The organism is Segetibacter sp. (assembly GCF_025963695.1).
GTDB lineage: Bacteria > Bacteroidota > Bacteroidia > Chitinophagales > Chitinophagaceae > Segetibacter.
The window spans coordinates 1-21,742 of record NZ_JAOQAH010000055.1; the positions used below are offsets into that span (position 1 = coordinate 1).

20 protein-coding genes are annotated in these 21,742 nt (G+C 39.0%); 10 read left to right on the top strand and 10 right to left on the bottom strand.

The genetic code is table 11. The features are described from left to right. The 3 genes from JWR87_RS09580 to JWR87_RS09590 form a co-directional block, all read right to left on the bottom strand. The coding region (locus tag JWR87_RS09580) for a cobalamin-dependent protein (protein WP_297818891.1) at nt 1-1,777 on the bottom strand (1,777 nt) is incomplete at its 3' end. A 530-nt stretch (nt 1,778-2,307) separates the two neighbouring features. Further along, nucleotides 2,308-2,496 (bottom strand): hypothetical protein, encoded by a 189-nt coding sequence (locus tag JWR87_RS09585; RefSeq protein WP_297818893.1) that lies wholly within the window; start codon nt 2,494-2,496, stop codon nt 2,308-2,310. A 300-nt stretch (nt 2,497-2,796) separates the two neighbouring features. Then, nucleotides 2,797-2,940: a hypothetical protein gene (locus tag JWR87_RS09590; RefSeq protein ID WP_297818895.1), complete on the bottom strand. Its 144-nt coding sequence runs from the start codon at nt 2,938-2,940 to the stop codon at nt 2,797-2,799. Between the two features lie 663 nt (nt 2,941-3,603). Between JWR87_RS09590 and JWR87_RS09595 the strand changes: the two genes are divergently transcribed. After that, nucleotides 3,604-4,074: an Lrp/AsnC ligand binding domain-containing protein gene (locus tag JWR87_RS09595; protein ID WP_297818897.1), complete on the top strand. Its 471-nt coding sequence runs from the start codon at nt 3,604-3,606 to the stop codon at nt 4,072-4,074. A 163-nt stretch (nt 4,075-4,237) separates the two neighbouring features. Here the strand turns inward: JWR87_RS09595 and JWR87_RS09600 are convergent, their stop codons facing one another. The 3 genes from JWR87_RS09600 to JWR87_RS09610 form a co-directional block, all read right to left on the bottom strand. Continuing rightward, nucleotides 4,238-5,320 carry an ABC transporter permease gene (locus JWR87_RS09600; protein ID WP_297818899.1) on the bottom strand — a complete coding sequence of 361 codons (1,083 nt, stop codon included), beginning with the start codon at nt 5,318-5,320 and terminating at the stop codon, nt 4,238-4,240. Between the two features lie 184 nt (nt 5,321-5,504). Further along, nucleotides 5,505-6,656: a glycosyltransferase gene (locus JWR87_RS09605; RefSeq protein WP_297818902.1), complete on the bottom strand. Its 1,152-nt coding sequence runs from the start codon at nt 6,654-6,656 to the stop codon at nt 5,505-5,507. Between the two features lie 21 nt (nt 6,657-6,677). Further along, nucleotides 6,678-7,493: an alpha/beta hydrolase gene (locus JWR87_RS09610; protein ID WP_297818905.1), complete on the bottom strand. Its 816-nt coding sequence runs from the start codon at nt 7,491-7,493 to the stop codon at nt 6,678-6,680. Nucleotides 7,494-7,979: 486 nt separating this feature from the next. On the opposite strand from JWR87_RS09610, the gene JWR87_RS09615 reads away from it, so the two are divergent. The 3 genes from JWR87_RS09615 (at nt 7,980) to JWR87_RS09625 (ending at nt 10,787) form a co-directional block, all read left to right on the top strand. Further along, nucleotides 7,980-8,420 carry a MarR family winged helix-turn-helix transcriptional regulator gene (locus JWR87_RS09615; RefSeq protein WP_297818907.1) on the top strand — a complete coding sequence of 147 codons (441 nt, stop codon included), beginning with the start codon at nt 7,980-7,982 and terminating at the stop codon, nt 8,418-8,420. A gap of 88 nt (nt 8,421-8,508) precedes the next feature. Continuing rightward, nucleotides 8,509-10,299: an acyl-CoA dehydrogenase family protein gene (locus JWR87_RS09620; RefSeq protein WP_297818910.1), complete on the top strand. Its 1,791-nt coding sequence runs from the start codon at nt 8,509-8,511 to the stop codon at nt 10,297-10,299. A 236-nt stretch (nt 10,300-10,535) separates the two neighbouring features. Beyond that, nucleotides 10,536-10,787 carry a hypothetical protein gene (locus tag JWR87_RS09625; RefSeq protein ID WP_297818912.1) on the top strand — a complete coding sequence of 84 codons (252 nt, stop codon included), beginning with the start codon at nt 10,536-10,538 and terminating at the stop codon, nt 10,785-10,787. A gap of 196 nt (nt 10,788-10,983) precedes the next feature. Here the strand turns inward: JWR87_RS09625 and JWR87_RS09630 are convergent, their stop codons facing one another. Next, nucleotides 10,984-11,406, bottom strand: coding sequence for a cupin domain-containing protein (locus tag JWR87_RS09630; RefSeq protein WP_297818914.1), 423 nt, complete (start codon nt 11,404-11,406; stop codon nt 10,984-10,986). A gap of 103 nt (nt 11,407-11,509) precedes the next feature. Beyond that, on the bottom strand, nt 11,510-13,372 hold the full coding sequence (locus tag JWR87_RS09635; RefSeq protein ID WP_297818916.1) for an alkaline phosphatase PhoX: 1,863 nt from the start codon (nt 13,370-13,372) through the stop codon (nt 11,510-11,512). A 628-nt stretch (nt 13,373-14,000) separates the two neighbouring features. Between JWR87_RS09635 and JWR87_RS09640 the strand changes: the two genes are divergently transcribed. Beyond that, nucleotides 14,001-14,384: a hypothetical protein gene (locus JWR87_RS09640; protein ID WP_297818919.1), complete on the top strand. Its 384-nt coding sequence runs from the start codon at nt 14,001-14,003 to the stop codon at nt 14,382-14,384. A gap of 586 nt (nt 14,385-14,970) precedes the next feature. Beyond that, the gene (gene mscL / locus JWR87_RS09645) at nt 14,971-15,363 is read left to right on the top strand and encodes a large conductance mechanosensitive channel protein MscL (RefSeq protein ID WP_297818922.1); all 393 of its coding nucleotides are present in this window, start codon (nt 14,971-14,973) and stop codon (nt 15,361-15,363) included. Nucleotides 15,364-15,592: 229 nt separating this feature from the next. Here mscL and JWR87_RS09650 read toward each other — a convergent pair whose 3' ends face one another. Together JWR87_RS09650 and JWR87_RS09655 are read right to left on the bottom strand one after the other, a co-directional pair. After that, complete coding sequence (locus JWR87_RS09650; protein ID WP_297818925.1) at nt 15,593-15,895, bottom strand: type II toxin-antitoxin system RelE/ParE family toxin; 303 nt, start codon at nt 15,893-15,895, stop codon at nt 15,593-15,595. Further along, nucleotides 15,892-16,116, bottom strand: a complete 225-nt coding sequence (locus JWR87_RS09655) for a hypothetical protein (RefSeq protein ID WP_297818929.1) — start codon at nt 16,114-16,116, stop codon at nt 15,892-15,894. The genes JWR87_RS09650 and JWR87_RS09655 overlap by 4 nt, the downstream gene beginning before the upstream one ends. 206 nt (nt 16,117-16,322) lie before the next feature. Here JWR87_RS09655 and JWR87_RS20270 point away from each other — a divergent pair, with 206 nt between their 5' ends. The 4 genes from JWR87_RS20270 (at nt 16,323) to JWR87_RS09670 (ending at nt 21,054) form a co-directional block, all read left to right on the top strand. Continuing rightward, nucleotides 16,323-16,439: a hypothetical protein gene (locus JWR87_RS20270; RefSeq protein WP_366090434.1), complete on the top strand. Its 117-nt coding sequence runs from the start codon at nt 16,323-16,325 to the stop codon at nt 16,437-16,439. A gap of 110 nt (nt 16,440-16,549) precedes the next feature. Then, a complete protein-coding gene (locus JWR87_RS09660) occupies nt 16,550-18,523 on the top strand; it encodes a DUF2075 domain-containing protein (RefSeq protein WP_297818933.1) in 1,974 nt (657 codons plus the stop codon). Between the two features lie 81 nt (nt 18,524-18,604). Continuing rightward, the gene (locus JWR87_RS09665) at nt 18,605-19,312 is read left to right on the top strand and encodes a DNA cytosine methyltransferase (RefSeq protein ID WP_297818936.1); all 708 of its coding nucleotides are present in this window, start codon (nt 18,605-18,607) and stop codon (nt 19,310-19,312) included. Between the two features lie 242 nt (nt 19,313-19,554). Then, nucleotides 19,555-21,054, top strand: coding sequence for an ATP-binding protein (locus tag JWR87_RS09670; protein ID WP_297818939.1), 1,500 nt, complete (start codon nt 19,555-19,557; stop codon nt 21,052-21,054). Nucleotides 21,055-21,742: the final 688 nt, after the last annotated feature.

The following is a 21,742-nucleotide window of genomic DNA, read 5'->3' on the forward strand; positions in this document are numbered from 1 at the left end:
GTTCCGGACCACCTTCCCCGGCAAACATTCTTGTCGGATCCTCGCCTTGTCGCTTCAGTTCAAACACACCAGCAGTATAAGGAAATTCACCGGGAATGTTTTCCTGCAACTGCCATCTTAAAATATCGCCCCAATCTTTATATTTTGGTAGTACCACTTTTGGTACGCGTGTTCCTGACAAGGTTGTAGTAATAAGCGACTGCTTTATTACTTTATTACGTACCTCATATTCAAAAAAGTCGGAACTATACTTTTGTACAATCTCACTCCAATGATGCAACAATTTTTGGCATTCATAGTGTAACTGTTCGTCAAAATGTTTTTTTGCTGCTTCAAGACTTTCTGTAACCGAAGCTGTTTGGTTACCCACTTCAGTTAATGCTTCAATGGTTCCGTTTATCTTATAAAGTTTAGAAGCAATAGCGCACTGCTCATTTACCCAGCTATCATACTTTCGATTATTCTCAGCAATTTCTGATAAATAACGAACCCTTTTTGGAGGAACTATTAAACTGGTGATAGAATGCTTTACTTCTGTTTCTTCAATTGATTTCTGCGCAAATTTTGAATTTGTTTTAGTTTCAACAACTTTCATCAGTTCAGCAAAAAGCTGATTCACACCTTCGTCATTAAACTTTGATGCAGTAGTTCCAACAACAGGTAGTTCTTCATCTTTTGCAGTCCATAAATTATGGTTTCGTTTGTACTGCTTACGCACCTCCATTAAAGCGTCTAAAGCGCCTGCTTTATCAAATTTGTTGATGCAAACAATGTCGGCATAATCAAGCATGTTTATTTTTTCCAACTGGCTGGCGGCGCCATACTCGGGTGTCATCACGTACATGCTGATATCGCAATAATCCAAAATACTCGCATCACTCTGCCCAACACCTGCACTTTCAAGAATAATAAAGTCAAAGCCGGCGCTTCTAACTATATCAATGGCCTCCCGCACATGACTGCTTAAAGCTTTATCGCTCTCGCGGGTGGCAAGACTGCGCATATAAGCCCGACCGCTATGAATAGAGTTCATGCGTATACGATCACCCAATAAAGCGCCACCTGTTTTTTTCTTAGAAGGATCAACAGAGATGACTGCAATAGTCTTATCTGAATAAGCATGCAAAAAACGACGAACAATTTCGTCAGTAACCGACGACTTGCCTGCGCCTCCTGTACCCGTAATGCCTACAACAGGCGCTGTTTTTTTAGCAGCTTCAACTTGTACCGGCAATAACAACTTGTCGAAGGTTTGCCCGTTTTCGGCATGGCTTATTGCTCTTGCTATAAACCGGATATCCTTAACCTCATCCAGCATTAATTTGCCTGAAATTGTCAAATTTCCATTAACCGGGAAATCACAGTTTCTCACAACGTCTTCAATCATGCCTTCAAGTCCCATCAATCTTCCATCGTCCGGGCTGTAAATACGGGTTATGCCGTAATTGTGTAGCTCCCTTATTTCAGCCGGTAAAATAGTACCTCCCCCACCGCCAAAAATTTTTATATGACTGCAGCCGTTTTCATCCAGCAGGTCCTTCATATATTTAAAAAACTCCACGTGCCCACCCTGGTAACTTGTAATCGCTATTCCCTGCGCATCTTCCTCTATAGCACATTCCACAATTTCTGCTACACTACGGTTATGTCCCAGGTGAATGATTTCCGCTCCTTTCGATTGCATTATTCTCCGCATAATATTTATTGCGGCATCGTGCCCGTCAAATAAAGAGGCTGCAGTAACAATTCTAACTTTATGTTGAAGATTAAAAGACATACTTGGCATTGATTGATAAAATAAAGCTGTAATATTTTGTAACCGGCATTTAAAATATTATCAGCAGCCGTTGCGTCGCACACTTCGACTGGTAACTCTTTATTCAAGTATCAACAATCGTACTCTGCATGCGGGAGGCTAAATTAAGACTTTACAGCCTTTGGCCCGGCTATTAAGATAACGCTCTTTCGATCTTATTGAAATTCTTCTAAATAACTCAGCAAAATTCGTTCAATATTGCTTAATGTCGTACTACCTGGTTAGATCTGTTAGAGAACTTTTAATAAGTGCTGAGCTTTTAAACGTAGAGGAGCAACCCTATTTAGCCTTGGTTTTAGAATGAAAACCAAATCTGAGGCGACAAGAGTACCCGGGCAGGATGTTGTTATGAGCAAAAAAAGCTCAACCACGAGGATAAAAACAAACCGATCTGCCGGCAAAAATTCATCGGCTTAACAAGATCAAGTATAGTAAGATGGGTAATGCCGTTTAACGCAGTAAACAGAGAAACATTAGAAGCAAATGATTTTTTAAACCGCTTCTGCCAGAATTGGTTTACTAACTTCTTCCAGGTTTACTGCGGGCAATAATTTCTTAGAATTTTTGATAACAGCCTCCTGTTTTAGCTCCTTAATATTTCGCTTTGTTAAACTACCGGTATAAAGGATGAGGGAAATAGAGGAAATAGACATTATTATGAATGTAAAGATTAGTATCATAAGTCAGATTAGGGTTGGTAGTTGGCTTAGAGACAAATCTTTTACTGGTAATGTTGCACAAGAGATGATAACAATTTCAGTGGCTGAAAAAGTTTTCTCAAAACATCGAAAAATGAGGCGGGCAAAATCGGCGTGAGTAAAATCTATCCAATTTCCATCAATAGGTTATAAAACCACACAGGCAGTTGCCTACAGTTTCTATGCAAAACTTTAGTATGGGTACTACAGCACAGGTTGTACAAATAGAAGGTTGAAAACTGAACAACCCATATTAGCGAAGCGCTAACGGCTCAGTTAATATCAGGCAGAAGTAGTAGTTTTTATTCGTTTGTCAGATATACGTAATCGCTCTTTATATTCTTCCTTTATAACCCATCTAACAAACACTTTAATGATCCTTACACCAGCAAATATAAATACAGCAAGCAGCAGAAATTGGCTCATATGCACACGACGGTTAGATTTTATTTCACAGATAATGGATAAAAAAGCCCCAACCCGATGCACAAATGAGAAGGGTTGAGGCTAAGAGAGCTGTGGAAGAAGGGCTCGAACCTTCACGAGGTAGTTAGCCGAAGTGCAATGTAGCGGTGGTCCACCCCAGTCTTTCTTTCGAAAGGCATTACGCTTCGTTTATCCCATGATCCTCACCCCCGAGACAAGAGGGCATGTCTGCCAAAAATTTCATCACTCCACAGTATTGATAAGAACTCTTTTAATAATCGGTCAAAAGCCAGCATTCTTGCAATTACTGGTAGGTGGTTTTCAAAGGTATTGAATTTTACCAGCTGTAGGGGGAGGGGTCGAACCTCCACGAGGCAGTTAGCTTAAACGCAAAGTTTAGTGGTCAACCCTGGTCGGCCGAACGTTAGGAACAGTCGGCTCTACGCTTAAATTTATCCCGTGATCCTCACCCCCGAGACAAGAGGGCATGTCTGCCAAAAATTTCATCACCCCACAATACTTAATGCACCTGTTTCAATAACAATACAATATTAAGACTTATTCTCTTTTCCTTACAAAACTTTCAATTAATATTTTAAATATTTAGAAATTATCCACATATTTGTAGGATAGGTTAGAAAAATTTAAAATAGAAGAATAAAAATGGCAGCTAAATTAAATCTTGACAAACTTGATTACGAGATCATTTTTGAAATGATGGAAACAGCAGAAATCTCTTACGCTGACCTCGGCAAGAAATTATTTGTATCAGGCGGAACCATCCACGTCAGGATAAAAAAACTACAGGAAATGGGGGTGGTAAAGGGTACGAGACTAAATGTTGATCTTAAAGCAATGGGGTACGATGTAATTGCTTTTATCGGGATTTATCTTGAAAAGAGCTCTTTATATGATGACGTTGTAAAGGAACTAAAGAACATTCCTGAAATTGTACGTTTAAATTATACAACCGGAAACTACAGCATGTTTGCTGAAATTGTTTGCAAAGACATTACCCAGTTACGGTCGGTACTGCACGATGAACTGCAAAAAATTAAAGGAATTGAAAGAACAGAGACTTTTATTTCGCTGGAAGAAAGCTTTATCCGGAATGTAGTTGTTACCAATAACTGACGTATAGTTCTCATTTTTTTTGTACTCAGCTTAAAGTAGCGCGATTTGAAGCAAAAGGAGGCTTTTTTGAAAATAGCGCCGCTGTTGCCATAAAACGCAATAGTACAAGTGAGTGACACAACCAGAGTTGCACAAAGATTTGATGCCGATCTACAAAAATAGATTACAGTTTTCCCCTTACATTCAAAGCATCTCTTAAGCCATTGCCAAGTAAATTAAATGCAAGTACCAAAATCATTATAGCTATTCCCGGGGCAAGGGCAAGCATGGGATTATGGGTAATGATAAAGTTGTAGTTTTCTTTTATCATCAGTCCCCAACTTGGTTGGGGAGGTTGAACGCCTACACCCAGAAAGCTTAACCCGGCTTCTATAACAATCGCTGATGCAAAATTGCTGGCGGCAATAACCATAACCGGACCGAGTATATTGGGAAGAATATGAAAAACAATGGTGCGGGTGTGAGAATACCCCAAAGCCCTTGTTGCTTCAATAAACTCGAGTTCGCGCACTGCCATTACCTGCCCCCGTACCAGTCTTGCTACGTTTACCCACATCGTTAATCCGACTGCTATAAAAACCTGCCAGAAGCCTTTGCCCAGCAAGAGCGTTAGTGCAAAAACAAGTAATAGCGTTGGAATGCTCCAAATAACATTAATAAACCACATAATAATATCATCTGCTCCTCCCCTGAAGTATCCTGCTAAAGCACCTAACAATATTCCAAGTATTACTGAGATTGTCACGGCTATGAGCCCCACACTCAAACTCACTCTTATACCTACGATTAACCTGCTTAGAAGATCTCTGCCAAATTTATCAGTACCTAACAAAAAAGTTTTTCGGGTAACAGGGTTCGTTTCAAGCTTTGATTGATGGTAAGACTGTCTCTCTGTGATCGACTCATCTATATATTTCTGAACAACAATACTATCGTTTACTTTTTGGTAAGACGTAATCGGCAACAAAGAATAAGATTGTTCTTTACCATTTAACAGCCATGATAAAAGAGATGCTTTTTCTGCAGCAACTTCCCTTTTTATTTTTAGAAATTGTATTGTAAACCCCGGTTTTTCACCACCAATTTCAACAGTCATTTTGTTTGCATTAGCAGTATGATCGGGGGCAAGGAAATAAGCAAAAACAGCCAAAAGAAAAGCCAGGCAAATAACTACCAACCCAAACATAGCACCTTTATTTTTTTTAAGGCGTTTCCAAAAGGCTTGTGAATATGAACCGGAAGGCATGAAGAAAAATTAGTTAACGGATGGTGGTTGGACGGATGACCGAAAGTTAAGCTGCAAGTTACAAGTTTCAGTATTTCGCATACAACTTGGTGTGAGGGAGTTGCCCGATGCGGGTTTTCGCGGGTGCGGTTGCACTTATAATGGGCACCCCGGCACTCCTTTTAGAAAGCTTGCAGCTACTTCGTCACTTCACTACCCTACCCTTCCACGAATACTTTCCAAACTTTCCTAACCAGCCGGCAATAATAGTATAGCCGATATGAAAGGGTTGCATAAACGGAAACCACCATAACAACTTTTCCTCTTTAAAAAATTTTGCAACGGGAACCATAAACCTAAAATCAATAATCGTTTTAGCAACAAGCATTGCAAACAAATACCAGATCATATAATGAAACCAAATTGATGCAATTAGCAGCAGCAAAAAAGACAGGTTAAAGAAGTAAACGAAGATTAACACAAACAATATTCTTTTATCCTCAAATTTATCAGCCTTACTTGCCCAACGAATACGCTGATTAAAAAAGTCTTTCCACGTTTGCATAGGAAGGGTATCCACAATAGACTGTTGTGAAAATAAATAATGGACCTGCTTCTTATATCGCGTGTATATTTTATGCATCAGCAGCATATCGTCGCCACTTGCAATGTTGTCAATTCCATTAAACCCATGCACCTCGTAAAACACTCTTTTATTGTAGGCAAGGTTTGCTCCATTGCACATGGTATGAAAACCGGCATGTACAGAAGCTGCTGTTATACCTTGTAAACTGATAAAATCAAGACACTGAAAAACAGAAACAAATGAACCTGTATTTATAAATTTAACCGGTGCTGCCACAAAAACAGAATTGTTTTGCTGAATAAAAGTTGAAAAGTTGAACAACCACTCTTTCGTTACAGCGCAATCAGCATCTGTTGTCACAATCCAATCTCCTTTTGCCTCTTGTATCGCCAACTCAAGTGCCTTCTTTTTGTAGCTGTTCAGTTGTTTTCCCTGCAATAATTGCTCAATCTGAAGTATGCGCAGGTTTTCATATTCGTTCTGCATCTGCTGCACCACACCAGCAGTATTATCAGTGGAGTAATCATCAGCAACAATCACTTCAAAAAGGTGAGGGGGATAACTTTGACTGAGTACAGATCGCAAGCATTTGCCTATCTGGTCTTCCTCATTTCGGGCAGGTATAATTACCGAAAAAAAGATAGATGGAACCGTTGCTTTTGTAGCCTCAAAAGGCTCTACTTTCAAAAACCATTTCCGGTAGCTTTCTATTAATACAAAATGTACAAAAAGTAATACCAGGATAATCGAAATAATAATTGTTGAAGCCATCAGTGGCAAAGAAAACAACAATTAGTCATTTATCAGTTCAGCTATTTTCCTGGCATTTACTTCAGATAGCAAATTGTGCCCGGCTTGCACAACTTCAACTGATGCAAACGCTTCAATTCCCTGTTTAAACCGCTCACCACCTTTATATGGAATTAGCCTGTCAAAAGCACCATACAGCATGCGCACTTTAATACCATGGTTTACTATTAAACGTCTCAGTTTACCGAGAGCCGGACTAAACTTCCTCATTGAAACCCAACGCCTGTATAGGCTCAGCCGGTGCTCCTCATTGTAGATGTAGTATCTTATCAACTCTGCTATGCTTCTATTAATAACCTTCCACTTTTCGCCCTTTTCAACTACCCATACTATCCAACCGGGGTGATAAATGGTATAGTGCAGCAACTTACTTCCAAACCATGTTTCACTTCCAAACCATCTCCAAAAATTAAACGACAATCCGTCTGGCGCCAAAAGCACCAGGCGATCTACCTGCTCCGATAAAAGTTGTGTCAAATGCAAGGCAATGCGGCCGCCCATGCTAAAACCAAGAAGGCTAAATTTCATATCATCCTTTTTGAGCCCACTTCTTATGTCGAGAATAAATTGCGCCAGGTATTTCGGCTTAAAAATAAGTTCGTCTTTCCATTCCGTCAGGCCATGAAAGGGAATATCGATGGCGATGATAGTATAAAGGCTGCCAAGCTTTCTTTCAAGAAATGAAAAAGTATGACTTTCCCTTCCATAGCCGTGAAAACAAAATAATAATTTGGCACCCACACCAAACTGCCTATAATGCACGTTGGAGTTTTTATGGGTGATGTAATGGCTCTGCATCTATAGAAGAAAAGTTTTTTATGCATGTTGCAAAAACAGTGCTATTGGATTGAAAATACGCAAGCGCCTTTCTTTTACGGGCATTATATTTTTTTGATGCAAGCCTTAGCTCCCTTATGCATCATTGTTGCGTCGCATTTCGTTCATCTTTTTGTAACAACGTGCAGCAGGCTCCGCTTCTATTCAACCATCAAAAAGCCTTTCGATAATAAATGTGAGCACATAAAATAATCACGCGCAACGAAAAAAGCCAGACCTGTTTTGGCGCAAAAACCGAAAGCCAGCCAATTCACCCTTATTACAATTTCCTATATGATCAGTAAAATTTTAGCTGCTGTTTTCTTTATTCTTTTCAATGGCAAAAGCCTCTAGCCTCTTTGTTAATAAATAATAATTTACTCCACGTTCCTCTTAAAAAAAGTCGTAGAAGTTGTTTGTATCCAATAAGAATAATTATTACATTTGGATAGTTGCATAACTAACTATATGCCAAACAACCAATTTAAAAGGGGCGAATTATACAGCTTTATGACGGGCATGGCATCAACGGCTGTGGCAAGAAGACTTCAAAAAAACTTTAAGCAGGCAGGTATTGAAATAACCATAGAGCAGTGGAGCGTCTTATATCATTTGTGGAAGCAGGATGGCCTAAGTCAGCAGGAATTGTGCAAGCAAAGCTTTAGAGATAAACCAAGCATTACCCGCCTTGTTGACAACCTTGAGAAACTGAAACTGGTAAAAAGAGTTCCTTCAAAAGCTGATCGTCGAATTAACCTGGTCTACCTAACAGAGGCCTCCCAAACATTGCAGCACGAAACAATGGCTGTGGCCAGCGAAACCCTGAATGAAGCTTTAAATGGAGTAAGCGCAAGTGATATTGAAATGTGTAAAGCAGTTTTACAAAAAGTATATGACAATTTAAAATAAGGTGGAAGGTAAAGGGTTTAAGGTGTAGGGCAAAGAAGCTGTACATACATACCTTTCAACCTAAACCTTCCACTATAAACCTCTACATATGGAAACCTTACAAAAAACAGCAGTTATTAAAGGAGCAGAATGGCTAATTAAGGAAACCTCCCCGGCTGATACTTTTATTCCTGAAGATTATAACGAAGAGCAGCAAATGGTTAAAGACATGTGCCGAGACTTTTTAGATACAGAGGTGATGCCGGCAATTGACAGGCTTGATGCAATGGAAGAAGGCCTTATGCCCTCTCTTTTGTCAAAAGCCGGAGAACAGGGATTGCTGAACGTGTCGATACCAGAAGAACTGGGAGGGCTTGGAAAGGAATTTATCACTTCTACGCTGGTAAGCGAAGGCCTCGGTGGTGGTTTTAGTTTTTCCGTCGCAGTTTCTGCGCACACTGGTATTGGTACGTTGCCAATTTTATATTTTGGTACCGAACAACAAAAGCAAAAATATGTGCCCAAACTTTCTTTGGGAGAATGGAAAGGTGCGTATGGGCTAACCGAACCAAATAGCGGAAGTGATGCATTGGGAGCTAAAACGACAGCGAGGCTAAGTGCAGACGGCCTGCATTATTTAATTAATGGTCAAAAGTGCTGGATCACCAATGGAGGTTTCGCTGATGTGTATACCATTTTTGCAAAAATTGATGGTGATAAATTTACTGCATTTATTATAGAAAGGGGTTTCGAAGGCTTTACCCAGGGAGCTGAGGAACATAAAATGGGCATAAAAGGTTCTTCTACTGTCCAACTGTTTTTCCAGGATTGCAAAGTACCCGTAGAAAACCTGTTGGGAGAAATTGGAAAGGGGCACATCATTGCTTTCAATATCTTAAACATTGGTCGGTTAAAACTTTGCGCGGCAACTTTAGGTGGTGCAAAAAGAGCATTGAATACTTCTCTTGAATACGCCATCACCCGTGAACAGTTCAAACAATCCATCAGCAATTTCGGAGCAATAAAGCATAAGCTTGCCGAAATGGTAATACAAACGTGGGCCTGTGAAAGCGCATTGTATCGAAGTGCAAAATGGATAGATGACAGGGAAGCTGAACTCGTTGAAAGTGGAAAACCTTTTAATGAAGCCCTGCTAGGTGCTGCCGAAGAATATGCCATTGAGTGTGCAATCATGAAAGTTCTGGGGAGTGAAGTGCTTGACTTCGTTGTAGATGAAGGCGTGCAAATACACGGTGGCAATGGTTACAGCGATGAATATGTAATCTCAAAAGCTTACCGCGACAGCCGCATTAATCGCATCTATGAAGGCACAAATGAAATTAACCGGCTATTGATTGTAGATATGTTGCTAAAACGCGCGATGAAAGGTCGACTCAATCTCATGGGCCCCGCCATGAGCGTGCAAAAAGAATTAATGGCAATTCCTGATTTTGGAAGTGGGGATGAGGAGGCGTTTTCAAAAGAGCTAAAATCTATTGCAAATTTTAAGAAGGCAATATTGATGACTGCCGGAGCAGCAGTGCAAAAGCTAATGATGAAACTTGAAAGCGAGCAGGAGATACTGATGAATGTGGCCGATATGATGATTGAAACCTTTACAGCAGAAAGTGCCTTGCTACGGGTAATGAAACTGGTAAAAACGAGAGGTGAGTCAGCAGTTCAATTTGAAAGGGACATGATGGGTGTTTATTTAAATGATGCGGCAGACAAAATAAATAAATATGGAAAAGATGCGATCAACGCATTTGCAGAAGGCGACGAACAAAGAATGATGCTGTTAGGAATGAAACGGTTTACAAAAATGCAACCGTACAATGCAAAAGATGCAAGAAGACGAATTGCAGAAAAACTAATAAAGGATGGAAGATATGTTTTATAAAAGAGTTAGCGGGATAAGGTAAAGTGGTATCGGGAAGTGTCTCTATAATATTTACTTAAGCGGCAAAATTATCAGCCGCTTTTTTTATTAGTCTCGTTAGTAGAACATTACTCATCACTGCTTCCCCTTCCAGGCCCTAAAACAGAGTAGGCAATGCCACAAAAAATTAATATTTAACCTTTTTTCGTCGCTAATAAGGCTATATTTAAAGATCGTTAAATCTGTAATCCACTATTATGCCTCAAATTACTCCGCTTATAGTATTAAATACCCTTATAAAGCACGAAACCCTAACCCTCGATGATCTTGCAAAAGAAGAAAACATAGGAATGACCTTACGTCCTGATGACCTTCAATCTGTGCTTGATGAATTAAACAACCGAGGGTTTGTAGATGTACTCAACGATGTTTTACCTGTTACCTATACCATAACTGATGATGGTATCACTGAAGGGTCAAGGTTGAGTGATAAATTTGAAGTGCAATAGTTAGAAGCTTATTCGCTACAATTAGTTAATTAATGTAAAGTTACTCCTGCAAAAAGGACGCTTCTGCTTTAATGCGTATTTAACCCTTCAGTTATATTGCATAGCAGGCGTCCGTTTTAGAACTTAGGCCAGTCATCGCCCGGCGAAGGCGTGTAAATGTTTGAATAAACAAAAGAGAAGTCAATAACTGCCGTTTCTATTTTGCCAGGTAATTAATAATCACCACCAACTCATTATTTCCGGTTTGTTTTAAATCATGCGAATTGCCGGGTCTTGTAAGAATGCCGTCTCCGGCTTTCACAGCAAAACTGTCATTATTCATTCTCATTATACCCGTGCCGCTTTCAATGTAGTAGATCTCATCGTCCTTCTGAAGATGGTAACCAATTGCTGCACCTTTCTTCAGAACCCGACGTCGAAAAGTAAGTTTAAGATTCGGAGCTGTAGCAAAGTAAGAATAGGCGGTTGACATACCTACGCCGTCGTGAGGAGGAGGTTGTTCTTTTGCAAGGTCTTTCGCATGTTCCAATATATATCCCTGCTGGTACTTGCGACCAAATACAAACGAAATCATGGAAATTGAAACAACAGCTACAAAGCCAAAGAAACGCTTTTTCATATGGGTAAGCATTAGGAGAAATATTATTTCAACCGGCCTTAAAACTAATTACAAGGTTCTTGCACCATCTTCAGCCATTTGCAACAAATAACAAAACGCAATATTATTTTACAAATGAACGCGATTGAACTTTATCGCCCTCCATTACCTTTAAGACGTAGAAGCCCGGCTGTAGATTCTCGATAGTAATGTTAAATTCATTGAGGCCTTGTGTTACTTTCCTTTTCTCCCTATATAATTCCCTGCCGGTGTTGGTGTACAACTGCATCAGGATATCGGAAGCATCATTTGCTGTATACATCACCCGTATAAGATTTCCTGCTGCAAGGGCATATGCCTTTAAAAACTTTTGACTCGAAATCTTTATCGCTCTTGTCTCCGAAAAAATGCACTGGTTGCCAACTTTGCACTGCTTAATGCGATAGTACAGGTTATTAGAAAGTGGCAAATTATTGTCAAAATAAGAATAAGACGCATTGTTATTAAAAGAAGAAGGTATGCTTGTAATCCTGCTAAAGTTCATACCGTCAGTTGATCTCTCTATCTCGTACGATGTACGGTCAATCATGCCCGTAGTACTCCAGCTTAATTCAATACCATTGTTCTTTTCTTCGGCATTCATTTTTATAAAGCGATCGGCTAACACAAAAGCTCCCAGGTTTTCTTTCCTGGCAATAACTATTGTAGTGCCGGCATCAAAAACAACGTTTTCTCCGGCAGCATCTGTTTGAGCAATGGTGTTACCTGAGGGGTGCTGAAACGAAATAAACATATACTTATAGTCAGGACTGAAAGTGATGCCTGTTGGTTCAGAACCACCGGGTGTATTGGCAAAAACTTTAATGGCTGGTGCAGCCGCAGTATGTGTAGGTGCAACCACCCAAATATGATTGTCTCCTCCATCCTGTAGCACCCAAAGGTTTCCTTCGCCATCAAAGGCAAGGTTATCAGGAGACTCAAACTTTGCAGGCAAAGAAGGTCCGGAGCCATCCACATCATAATCAGCGCTTTCAACAAATACTTCCAGGCTGTTCACCGTTGCCCCGGCATCATTAAGCCTGTAAACGCGGCCTGTAGTAGTCGAAGCAAAGTACAACTTGCCATCAGGCCCAATCTCCACATCTTCTATTCTTCTAAAATTATAAGCACTTGCGGCCACACTTGCCGCAACTACACTATTTCTTTCGGGTTTGGTATTGTTGGCAATTTGTTTCCATGTACCGGTACCGAGGGCTGCAGAACTTTCTAAAGCATATAAGGTACCTGCACTAAAATTGCCGGCAACTGTAGGAACGAACTTATAAAGAAAGCCATTATCTAAGTTGTCAGCTCCCCAATAAGCAACAGACTCGTCACTTTTAATGGCTACATTTTCATGGGCCTGCCTGCCCATCGCCCAAAGTTTATCAACACCACCTGTACCATCCTGGTTTATTACCGTGCGTGTAACCGGATCAATTTCTATAATCCATCCCAGGTCATCGTATCCATCTCCATTTCCATCGCCGTTAGGCATTATCTCTTCTCCTACCATAATGGTATTTCTTGGCGTTACAGTACCCGAACAAAACGCGCCGCTTATTCCTATATCTGCAACAGGCAGACTTACCTTACCGCTATTTGTTATGCTCCAAAGCCTGTTAGCAGTATTAAGAGCTATGGACAGCACATTCACCTCCGCCGGCAGTGTTTCATGGCTAACCGCTAAATAGCCAGTCGTACTACTTCCTGCTATTGGTACATAACCGGTAAAATCAGGGTTGCTACCAAAGTTGCCTCCGCTGGCAAGCGGAGTTCCGGAACGGATAATTCGTTGAAAAGTATGCGTACCCGGAATAACCAGGTTCTGCGTTTGTGCCGTAGGTGCAACAGAATTAAAAGTCGCAATAGACTGACTTAAGCCCGCAGGCATGTAAATACAAGTAGAAAAAGCAGCTACAGTAGATACCAATAGAACTGTCTTCATGGCACGGGTTTTAGTCTCGCTATTATGGAGTCGACTAAAATAAAACATTTATCCACGTTACTAACAAAGGCTTGATAACTATTTACCCTAACGTAAGTAATTAACATTTCCTTCTTCTAAGCTTCCTCGAATTTCTAAAATGTATGCATGTTTAGTAGCCCCGAAGAAATAAAAGGCAATTTTCTGTCCGGGCGTTTGAAGTACTGTTTTACGCTCGTACAACGAACAGGTGGAAAACCATATATGACCACGTAGGTAACAAAAGCGCATAGACTATGAGCAACAATGTTTCTACTATGCCTTTGTAGTAAAACTGCGCTTGTTCATTTTGCGTGGCTGTGGGCCTACCGCCGGGCACTCTTGTGTTGCACCCGTGTACCATTATTCATTGTATTCACCATGCCGGCCGTTACTACATTTCAACAAATTACTTTACTTTCTCATCTCCGGTTGTTTTCTGCTTCCGCCGGTACAGTGTATATACCGCTTGTAATAACCCTTAAAAGTTTTGCTTTTATTTACTACTTTCATCACCTGCTTCAAACTTTTTCCTACTTCAACCACCGGGATTCTATACACTGGCTGTAGCCAGTTTAAGCGAATTCATTCACCATATAAAAAAATTACAATGAAAAAGTTGCACCCTTTGTTTTACGTCTTCGTATGTTTTATGGCCATCTCGTGTAAGTTCAGTTTCCGCAACAACCATACAAGTGTAGCCTATAGCAATTCGGACAAGTTTTATACGATGAAGGCCAATTATGATGAACGTAAAACAAGGCTTGTAGACGAGTATTTGGATAAAGCAATAGAAAGTAGAAGCAACAAAATGTCTTTTGTAAATAACGATATCAACGGTACTGTTGCCCTTAACAATCGCGGTGAAATCCACATGCAAAAATCTCCGGGGGTACTCGAAATACAACTGGTCAAATCCGAAAACTCAGTAGAAGCTTACCGCATGGTGAAGTCTGTGTGCGAGGGAATAAAACCCATCCTTACAAGCAAATAATACCTCTGCAGCATTTCGCTTTTGCATAATCTCATAGCGGGTTCCAAAATACTCATGTATCACTCGGTTTCTCACTCCTCCCATTAAATGCCAGGGAGCTTCAGTTTCACTTTTTGTATCATCCGGCAGTTTTAGAAACAACCTCGCCAATAATTTTTTGAATGTTATAAAGGCAAGCTTCAACAACCATATAACTAGCACTGAAAGTTTCAAAGTATAACCCTTCTGTTATTCGGTTATACAATTTATGCGTTCAAGAGATCACGGATAAGCGAAGAGGGCTAATAATACCACAGTCCCTTTCATTTTCGTTGCTGTTCTTAAAAGAGGCACACGAAAGACGAGAATTTTGATGTACAGTAATTGTATAAGAAAGTTTTTGTACTAAGCAGGAGGAGTACTATTAAGCTTTTGTTGCGTCGCACACTTGTACCGGTGTTAACTCTATTCAGCAAATGAAGAACCGGTCGATTATCCTGCAGCTTTTCTAACGGTTTCGCAAACCTGGATTTACTTACAAATAACTATTGTTTTTTCTCACTACATCGCTGGTATAATTATTTTCCCTCCTGCTAAAAACGCGGATATGCCAGTCATTAAAGATTTTAAAGATTTCGCTCTTAAAGGCAATGTATTAGAGCTTGCAATAGGTATAGTTATAGGTGCTGCTTTTGCGTCTATTGTAACATCTGTAGTAGAAAATTTATTGATGCCTATCGTAGGAATTCTTACCGGCGGTATCGATCTTAAAGCGCTGTCCATTAAAGTAGGATCTGCCGAATTGAAGTACGGAATGTTTCTTCAGGCCTCTGTAACTTTTTTAATAATTGCTGCTTTTTTGTTCATAGTAGTTAAGTCTGCCAACAGGGCAAAACTTAAGACACCTATTGTACCTAAAGCTACCACTACAGAGATTTTGCTAACCCAAATAAACCAGGAACTGATCGAAATACGGAAAGAGCTACGTAATAGAAATTAGGTGTCGTGGGAGACAAAGTTGAAAGATATTTTTGAGGAACTGGCGTTCCATTTTCGTTGCTGTTCTTAAAAAGAGCCATACTAAGAAAGAGGATTTAGATGTACAGTAAGTTTATAAGAAATTTTTTGTACTAAGCAGTTGGGGTACTATCAAGCTTTGGTTGCGTCGCACACTTGTACTGGTGCTAATTCTATTGGGCGAAACCAGAACCTCTTATTGCAAGATCAGATTAAGGAACTCTCCATCTCAAAGGATTAATAGCTGTATGCACAACAGCAATAATATTTACTGTAAAAGAAACCTCATCAATAAAATAATGGACAGCATAAGGAAATGTAGGTAGCTGAGCAAATCTTACGTGTTTGTACCTGATGGCGTGAACCGGTGGACGTAATTTTAAAGCTTCAACTGTTAGCCTCAATTCCTCTTTAAACCTTACAGAAAGCTCCTCGTTATATTGTCTATACCATTTTCGTGCTTCATATGTATCCTTTTTTGCCGACGGGAGTATGCGAACAAAATGTTTCCTCATTTTGTATCTTCTCTGTCTAGTTCTGCAAAAAATGCGTCCGTATCCTCCATACTAGCTGGATTATCATGATACTCTTGTAAACGAAGATCCATCAACTGCTTTTGCCATTCGGGCAGTTCAATAGCCAACTCTTCAACTATTTTATTCCAGTCAGTTATTGATAAAAAAACACCAACCGGATTACCTGCATTATCGTAAGTATATTGAGGATTGACCGACATATTATTGTTTTTTCAAAGTTAGTTTTTTTTCCTCTTGCTGAATATTATGCGTGTCTGTATTCGTCTACCTCTTACCGTTTAAAATATCCCTGCAGAAAGAAGGTAGTGGAAAATTACCTGCGACAACGGAAGGCAATCCTCTTGTTGGTTTGTTAATGCTATTTGGCGAACATCAACTGCAACAGTTCTTACGATAGTTTTGACTTATGTCAGATGTACACGATAAGGCCACGAGAAGCTTTAACATGAGCCGCATAAAAGGCAAAGACACAAAGCCTGAAATGCTGGTCCGCAATAGCGATTTCCTTACCGTCTTCATTTAAAAATTTCCTGGGTAAACCCCATATTGTATTACCTGCATACATCACGGTCAGATTTGTCCATAGTTGTTTCTCAAAAGGATGAATAAAATTATTGTCGCATCTTTAGCTTAATGAAACGTAGCTTCTATTCTGACAACATCACTAACTTCATAAATTCTTCTACAGAGCACGTACTTGGTGTTCTCGCACAAAACAATGAGTTTTCTTTGGAGCTTACACAAAGAGAAACATGGATTAGACAAATTGCTCTATTAAAAGAAGTTTTGTTTCCTTATTGTGGTTCGTTATTCTTTGAATATTCTATTCCAAGAATGGGGAGAAGGATAGATGTAGTACTGCTTATACAGAATGTGATTTTTGTATTGGAATTTAAAGTAGGAGAAAAGGAATTTTTGTTAAGTGCATCGGATCAAGTGTTGGATTATGCCCTTGATTTAAAGAACTTTCACGAAACAAGTCAAAAACATTTAATAGCGCCTGTTTTAATTGCCACAGAAGCTAAAGATTTTATTCCCGTAATTTCTACAACTCCACATAACGACAATCTTTTATTTACAGTAAAAACCAACGCTACACTCTTAAATGAAACAATAAGGAACGTTTTACTTTTTGCAGATGGTGAAAACATAAATAGTGAAACATGGGAGGCCGGCAGATATTCTCCAACCCCTACAATTATAGAAGCAGCAATGGCATTATATAACGGGCATAATGTGGCAGAAATTTCAAGAAGTGATGCGGAAGCTTCCAACCTAACTGAAACAAGCTCAGCTATTCGAGAAATTATTTTCCAATCAAAAGAAAAAGGAGAAAAAGCTATTTGCTTTATAACCGGAGTTCCTGGTGCTGGGAAAACTTTAGTCGGTCTTGATATTGCTACGAAACATCTTAATAAAGATAATGACCTGACTAGCGTTTTTCTTTCTGGCAATGGGCCACTTGTGGCAATATTAAGAGAAGCACTAACTAGAGATAAGTATGGAAGAGAAAAAGAACAAGGCAGAAAAGTAAGGAAAGGTGAAATAATGAGTGAAGTAAAACTTTTCATCCAAAACGTACACAACTTTAGAGATGAAAGTTTAAAAGACGACCAGCCTCCTTTTGAACATGTAACCATTTTCGATGAAGCTCAACGAGCGTGGGATCATCAACAGACTGCAAATTTTATGTTGCGTAAAAAGAACATTCCCAATTTCGATATTTCAGAGCCTGAATTTTTAATTTCTTGTTTAGATAGACATAAGGATTGGGCTGTAATAGTGTGTCTTGTAGGTGGTGGACAAGAAATAAATACAGGAGAAGCAGGGATCAGTGAATGGATTGATTCACTAAACCGCTCCTTTCCTGAATGGCGTATTTATGTCTCCGATAAATTAACAGATAGTGAGTATGCGGCAGGGAAAGCTTTAGAAATTTTAGGGACACATAAATATGTTGTTAAAAATCCAGCTTTGCATTTATCCGTTTCTCTTCGTTCTTTCAGAGCAGAGCATTTATCACTCTTAATAAAGAATTTTTTAGATTTAAATATTGATGAAGCAAAGAAGAACTACCAAGAAATAAAAGATAAATATCCAATTGTACTTACAAGAGATGTAGCCACCGCAAAAAAATGGCTGAAAGAAAAAGCTCGTGGAACTGAACGCTATGGTATTGTTGTTTCCTCCCAAGCACAACGATTAAAACCACATGCTATTGATGTAAAATCTCCAATGGATCCCATTCATTGGTTTTTAGATGGCAAAGAAGATATTCGCTCATCCTATTATCTAGAAGACGTGGCTACAGAATTTCAGGTACAAGGTTTAGAACTTGATTGGGCTTGCGTAACATGGGATGGCGATTTTAGATACTCTAAAGACGGATGGAAATGTTTTTCTTTTGTTGGTACCAAATGGAATAACATTAATAAAGAAGAAAGGCGACTTTATTTGAAAAATGCGTATCGTGTTTTATTAACCAGAGCAAGGCAAGGTATGGTGATTGTTGTTCCCGAAGGATCTGTTGATGACCAAACTAGAGACGAAAAATATTACGATTGCACTTTCAACTATTTGCGGGAAATAGGTTTTGAAATTATGTAAGTGTGGTCTACTTGTCCACATACATTCACTGTGACTTAAAGTACACCAGAAAAAAGTTCTCTTCCGATTACTTTCGCAGCTATGTACAAGCCAACAGCTAAAGGATATTTTTCAGGATGTGGAGGTATGGAAATCGGATTAATGCAAGCTGGGGTTGATGTTATACAATCGCTTGATCTCGATTCTGAAGCAACCTCTTGCATGAAACTAAATAGCCATTATTTTTCTCACCCTGTGTTAAACGTTGACATAAAAGATAAAACGGTTTTAGAGCAACCAAGAACCGATATTATAGTCGGGACATATCCTTGCACAAAGTACTCAGCCATAGCAGATATACATGGCACACGAACTGGCGATGATTTATTCTTACATTTCTTTAGACATATAGCAATTGAGCAACCTGAAATGTACATAGTTGAAAACGTCCCACGGATGAAAAAATTCAAACTTGTTATGGAAGCAATGACGAAACTGCCGGATTATTATGTAAATGTTTTTTGTCCCGTTGACGCATCTAACTGGCTACCACAGAGAAGAAAACGCCTAATACTGATAGGAACTAGAAAGCCTTTTTCAATTGCACCACCAAAGGAAATAACTAATAAACCGAAGCTAAAAGATATATTGGAAAACAATCGTGAGGTCGAGATGCCCGAATATGTAATTAGCAGGATTAATGGAAAGTATAGAGATTTACCTATTATCGTTGATCCTGAACAACCGTTTGATATTGCTGTACAGATGGGTGAATGGGTTGGTAGGGAGGCATTAAATTATTTTAATTAAGTGTTTTATATTCATTTAACAAACGTGCCGCCTTCATTCTGCTTGATGCTAGCAGCAGTCTAAAGGTCGCATCATCTTCCATGAAACACCGCTGCCGCATCATTAGAAACCTCGGCGAACGACTAGGCAGATGCGTGCACGAAAAAATTTGACTGCCACGGGTGATTTTATTGGTTCAATATTTTACAAATATTCCAATTAGTTTAATTTTTGTTCTAAACTTGAATATATTTTCAACCTAGATGAATAAAACCTTCAAAGAATTTTATCAAAGCTTTAATTTAACTGAATTTCCTTTTAATACGTTCACTACAGAGCATGAAGTTTCAATCGCAAAAAAGATCTTCATTTCCCAAGGGGAATACGACCCAATCATAGATGCATTTAAAGCAGGAAGAAATGTGATAATCTTAGGTGAAAGAGGCAGTGGGAAAACCGCTATTTTAGAAGACTTTAAAAGACATTTACTTGATAAAAAGAGGCTTTTCACAATTATTCATGATTACAGTACTTTAAAAAATCCCCCAGCTTCAACTGAAATTTATAAAATTTTGATCTCCTTCTTTCTAGTAGAACTGTTCTCCAAAATAAGTAAAAGAAGCTACAAACTTTGCGTTTTAAATAAAGAGCAAAAAGTTCTTCTGTCATACCTATTGTCTGAGTTTTTACCAAACTATTCCAAAAATTTATTAAAAGATAAAATTTCCAATATTCAAATCCCTGTTTATACAAGAGCAGCTAATTGGCTTTACAACAAAGCAAGAGGACCACTTAACCTTACCGGCACTGTCGCAAAAAATATCGCTTATCAATATTTGATCAAGCATTATTCATTTCTGCCGACAATTGAAAATGAAAATCAAATACAGCAGTTTTTCCCAGAATTAAAGCTAAATGTGGACTCAGACTTTTTTACCCAAGACATATCCTTTAGGCTATTAAAAAAGGTGGGTGAGATTTCAAATAAGCTTGGATATCCCAAACCTGTTATTTTCCTTGATAGACTCGATGAAGACCAAAGGTTTGAAAATGATGCCGATATCATTTCTGATTTTATTTCACCATTTTTAACGGATGGAAATTTACTAAGCATTGAAGAATTTCAATTAGTCTTTTTCGTGTGGTCGACTCCCTTTCGTTTCATCGAGGACTTAGTTAGAACTCAAAAATACTATTGTCCATCTTTAAGATGGTCAAAATCAGATTTAGAGAAACTTTTAAATAAAAGATTAGAGGTGTATTCGGATTATCAGGTAACTGACTACAAAAAACTGTTTGCAAGTGACGTCAGCAATTTAAGTATCGATAGTATTTTTCAACTAGCAAACGCCAATCCTCGTGACCTCATCCATTTATTCAAAACACTATTCGAGGAACAGTACAATATTAACCCTTCCGTAACCTGTATATCCGAAGAAACAATAACAGCATCCCTGAATAAATTTGTAGTGAATTTTAATTACTATGAATACTATCCTCGGAAATCAAATGCGAGGGCAAACTCAATGGACATTTATTCATACTCAGCACATCTCTTAAAATTGGAAAACGAAGAGTTTACTAAAAATCAATTAAACGAGAGGGCTGGAACAGGAAGTTCCACAAATAATTACGTTGCCAGCATGGAAAAAATTGGTCTTATTGAAAATATCCGCCAGGATAGAGGCATTGCAATTTATAAAATCAAAGATGCTAAAATTGTTTACTCCCTTAAAAACAAACTTGAACTACGGAAAAAATAGTAAGAAAGGTTTACTGTTTCGTTTCGATTTTTCTTGGTTATCACAACAGTAGATCGCTTCGCTCCCCGTAACAACGAGAAGCAAAATCTTCAGTAAACGCAACCTCTACCTTCCAGTAAGAAAAAATAACGGCCTAAGCTCCAATGGTACTAAAGGCTAATCAACAAACCACAACGGAAACAGACTGAATAAAGACTATAAAAGTGACATAAGGTAAAATGAGGTAAAAAGCAGTGATATTACTCTAACAGCTTGCTTAGTTTCAGGGACCAAAAGCAAAACTCTTTCGTAAACTCATAAAAAGTGTGTTTGCAGATTTCGGGATCGGTTTCCTCCTAACTAAATAACAAAGCAATTAATAGCCGATTGAGTAACAAAAAAGTACAAGAATGCGACGCAACGTACGCCTAATAGAATTCCTCCCGATGGCTACCAAAAAAATCTTCCGTCTCTTTTAATCACAACACAAGCTTTCAATCAATTAATCCATCAAAACCAACTTTCCGTAAACTTACTTGCCTGTAATTTGTTCTGACTTCAACAGTAACGGCCGCAAGGCAAAATGTACACGTATGAGCACAGCAAAAACAATTACAATAGCAGGTAAAAGCAGCCATCCTTTAACCGTTAACCGCCTCGGTTATGGCACCATGCGCCTTACGGGCGAAGGAATTTACGGTGAGCCGCC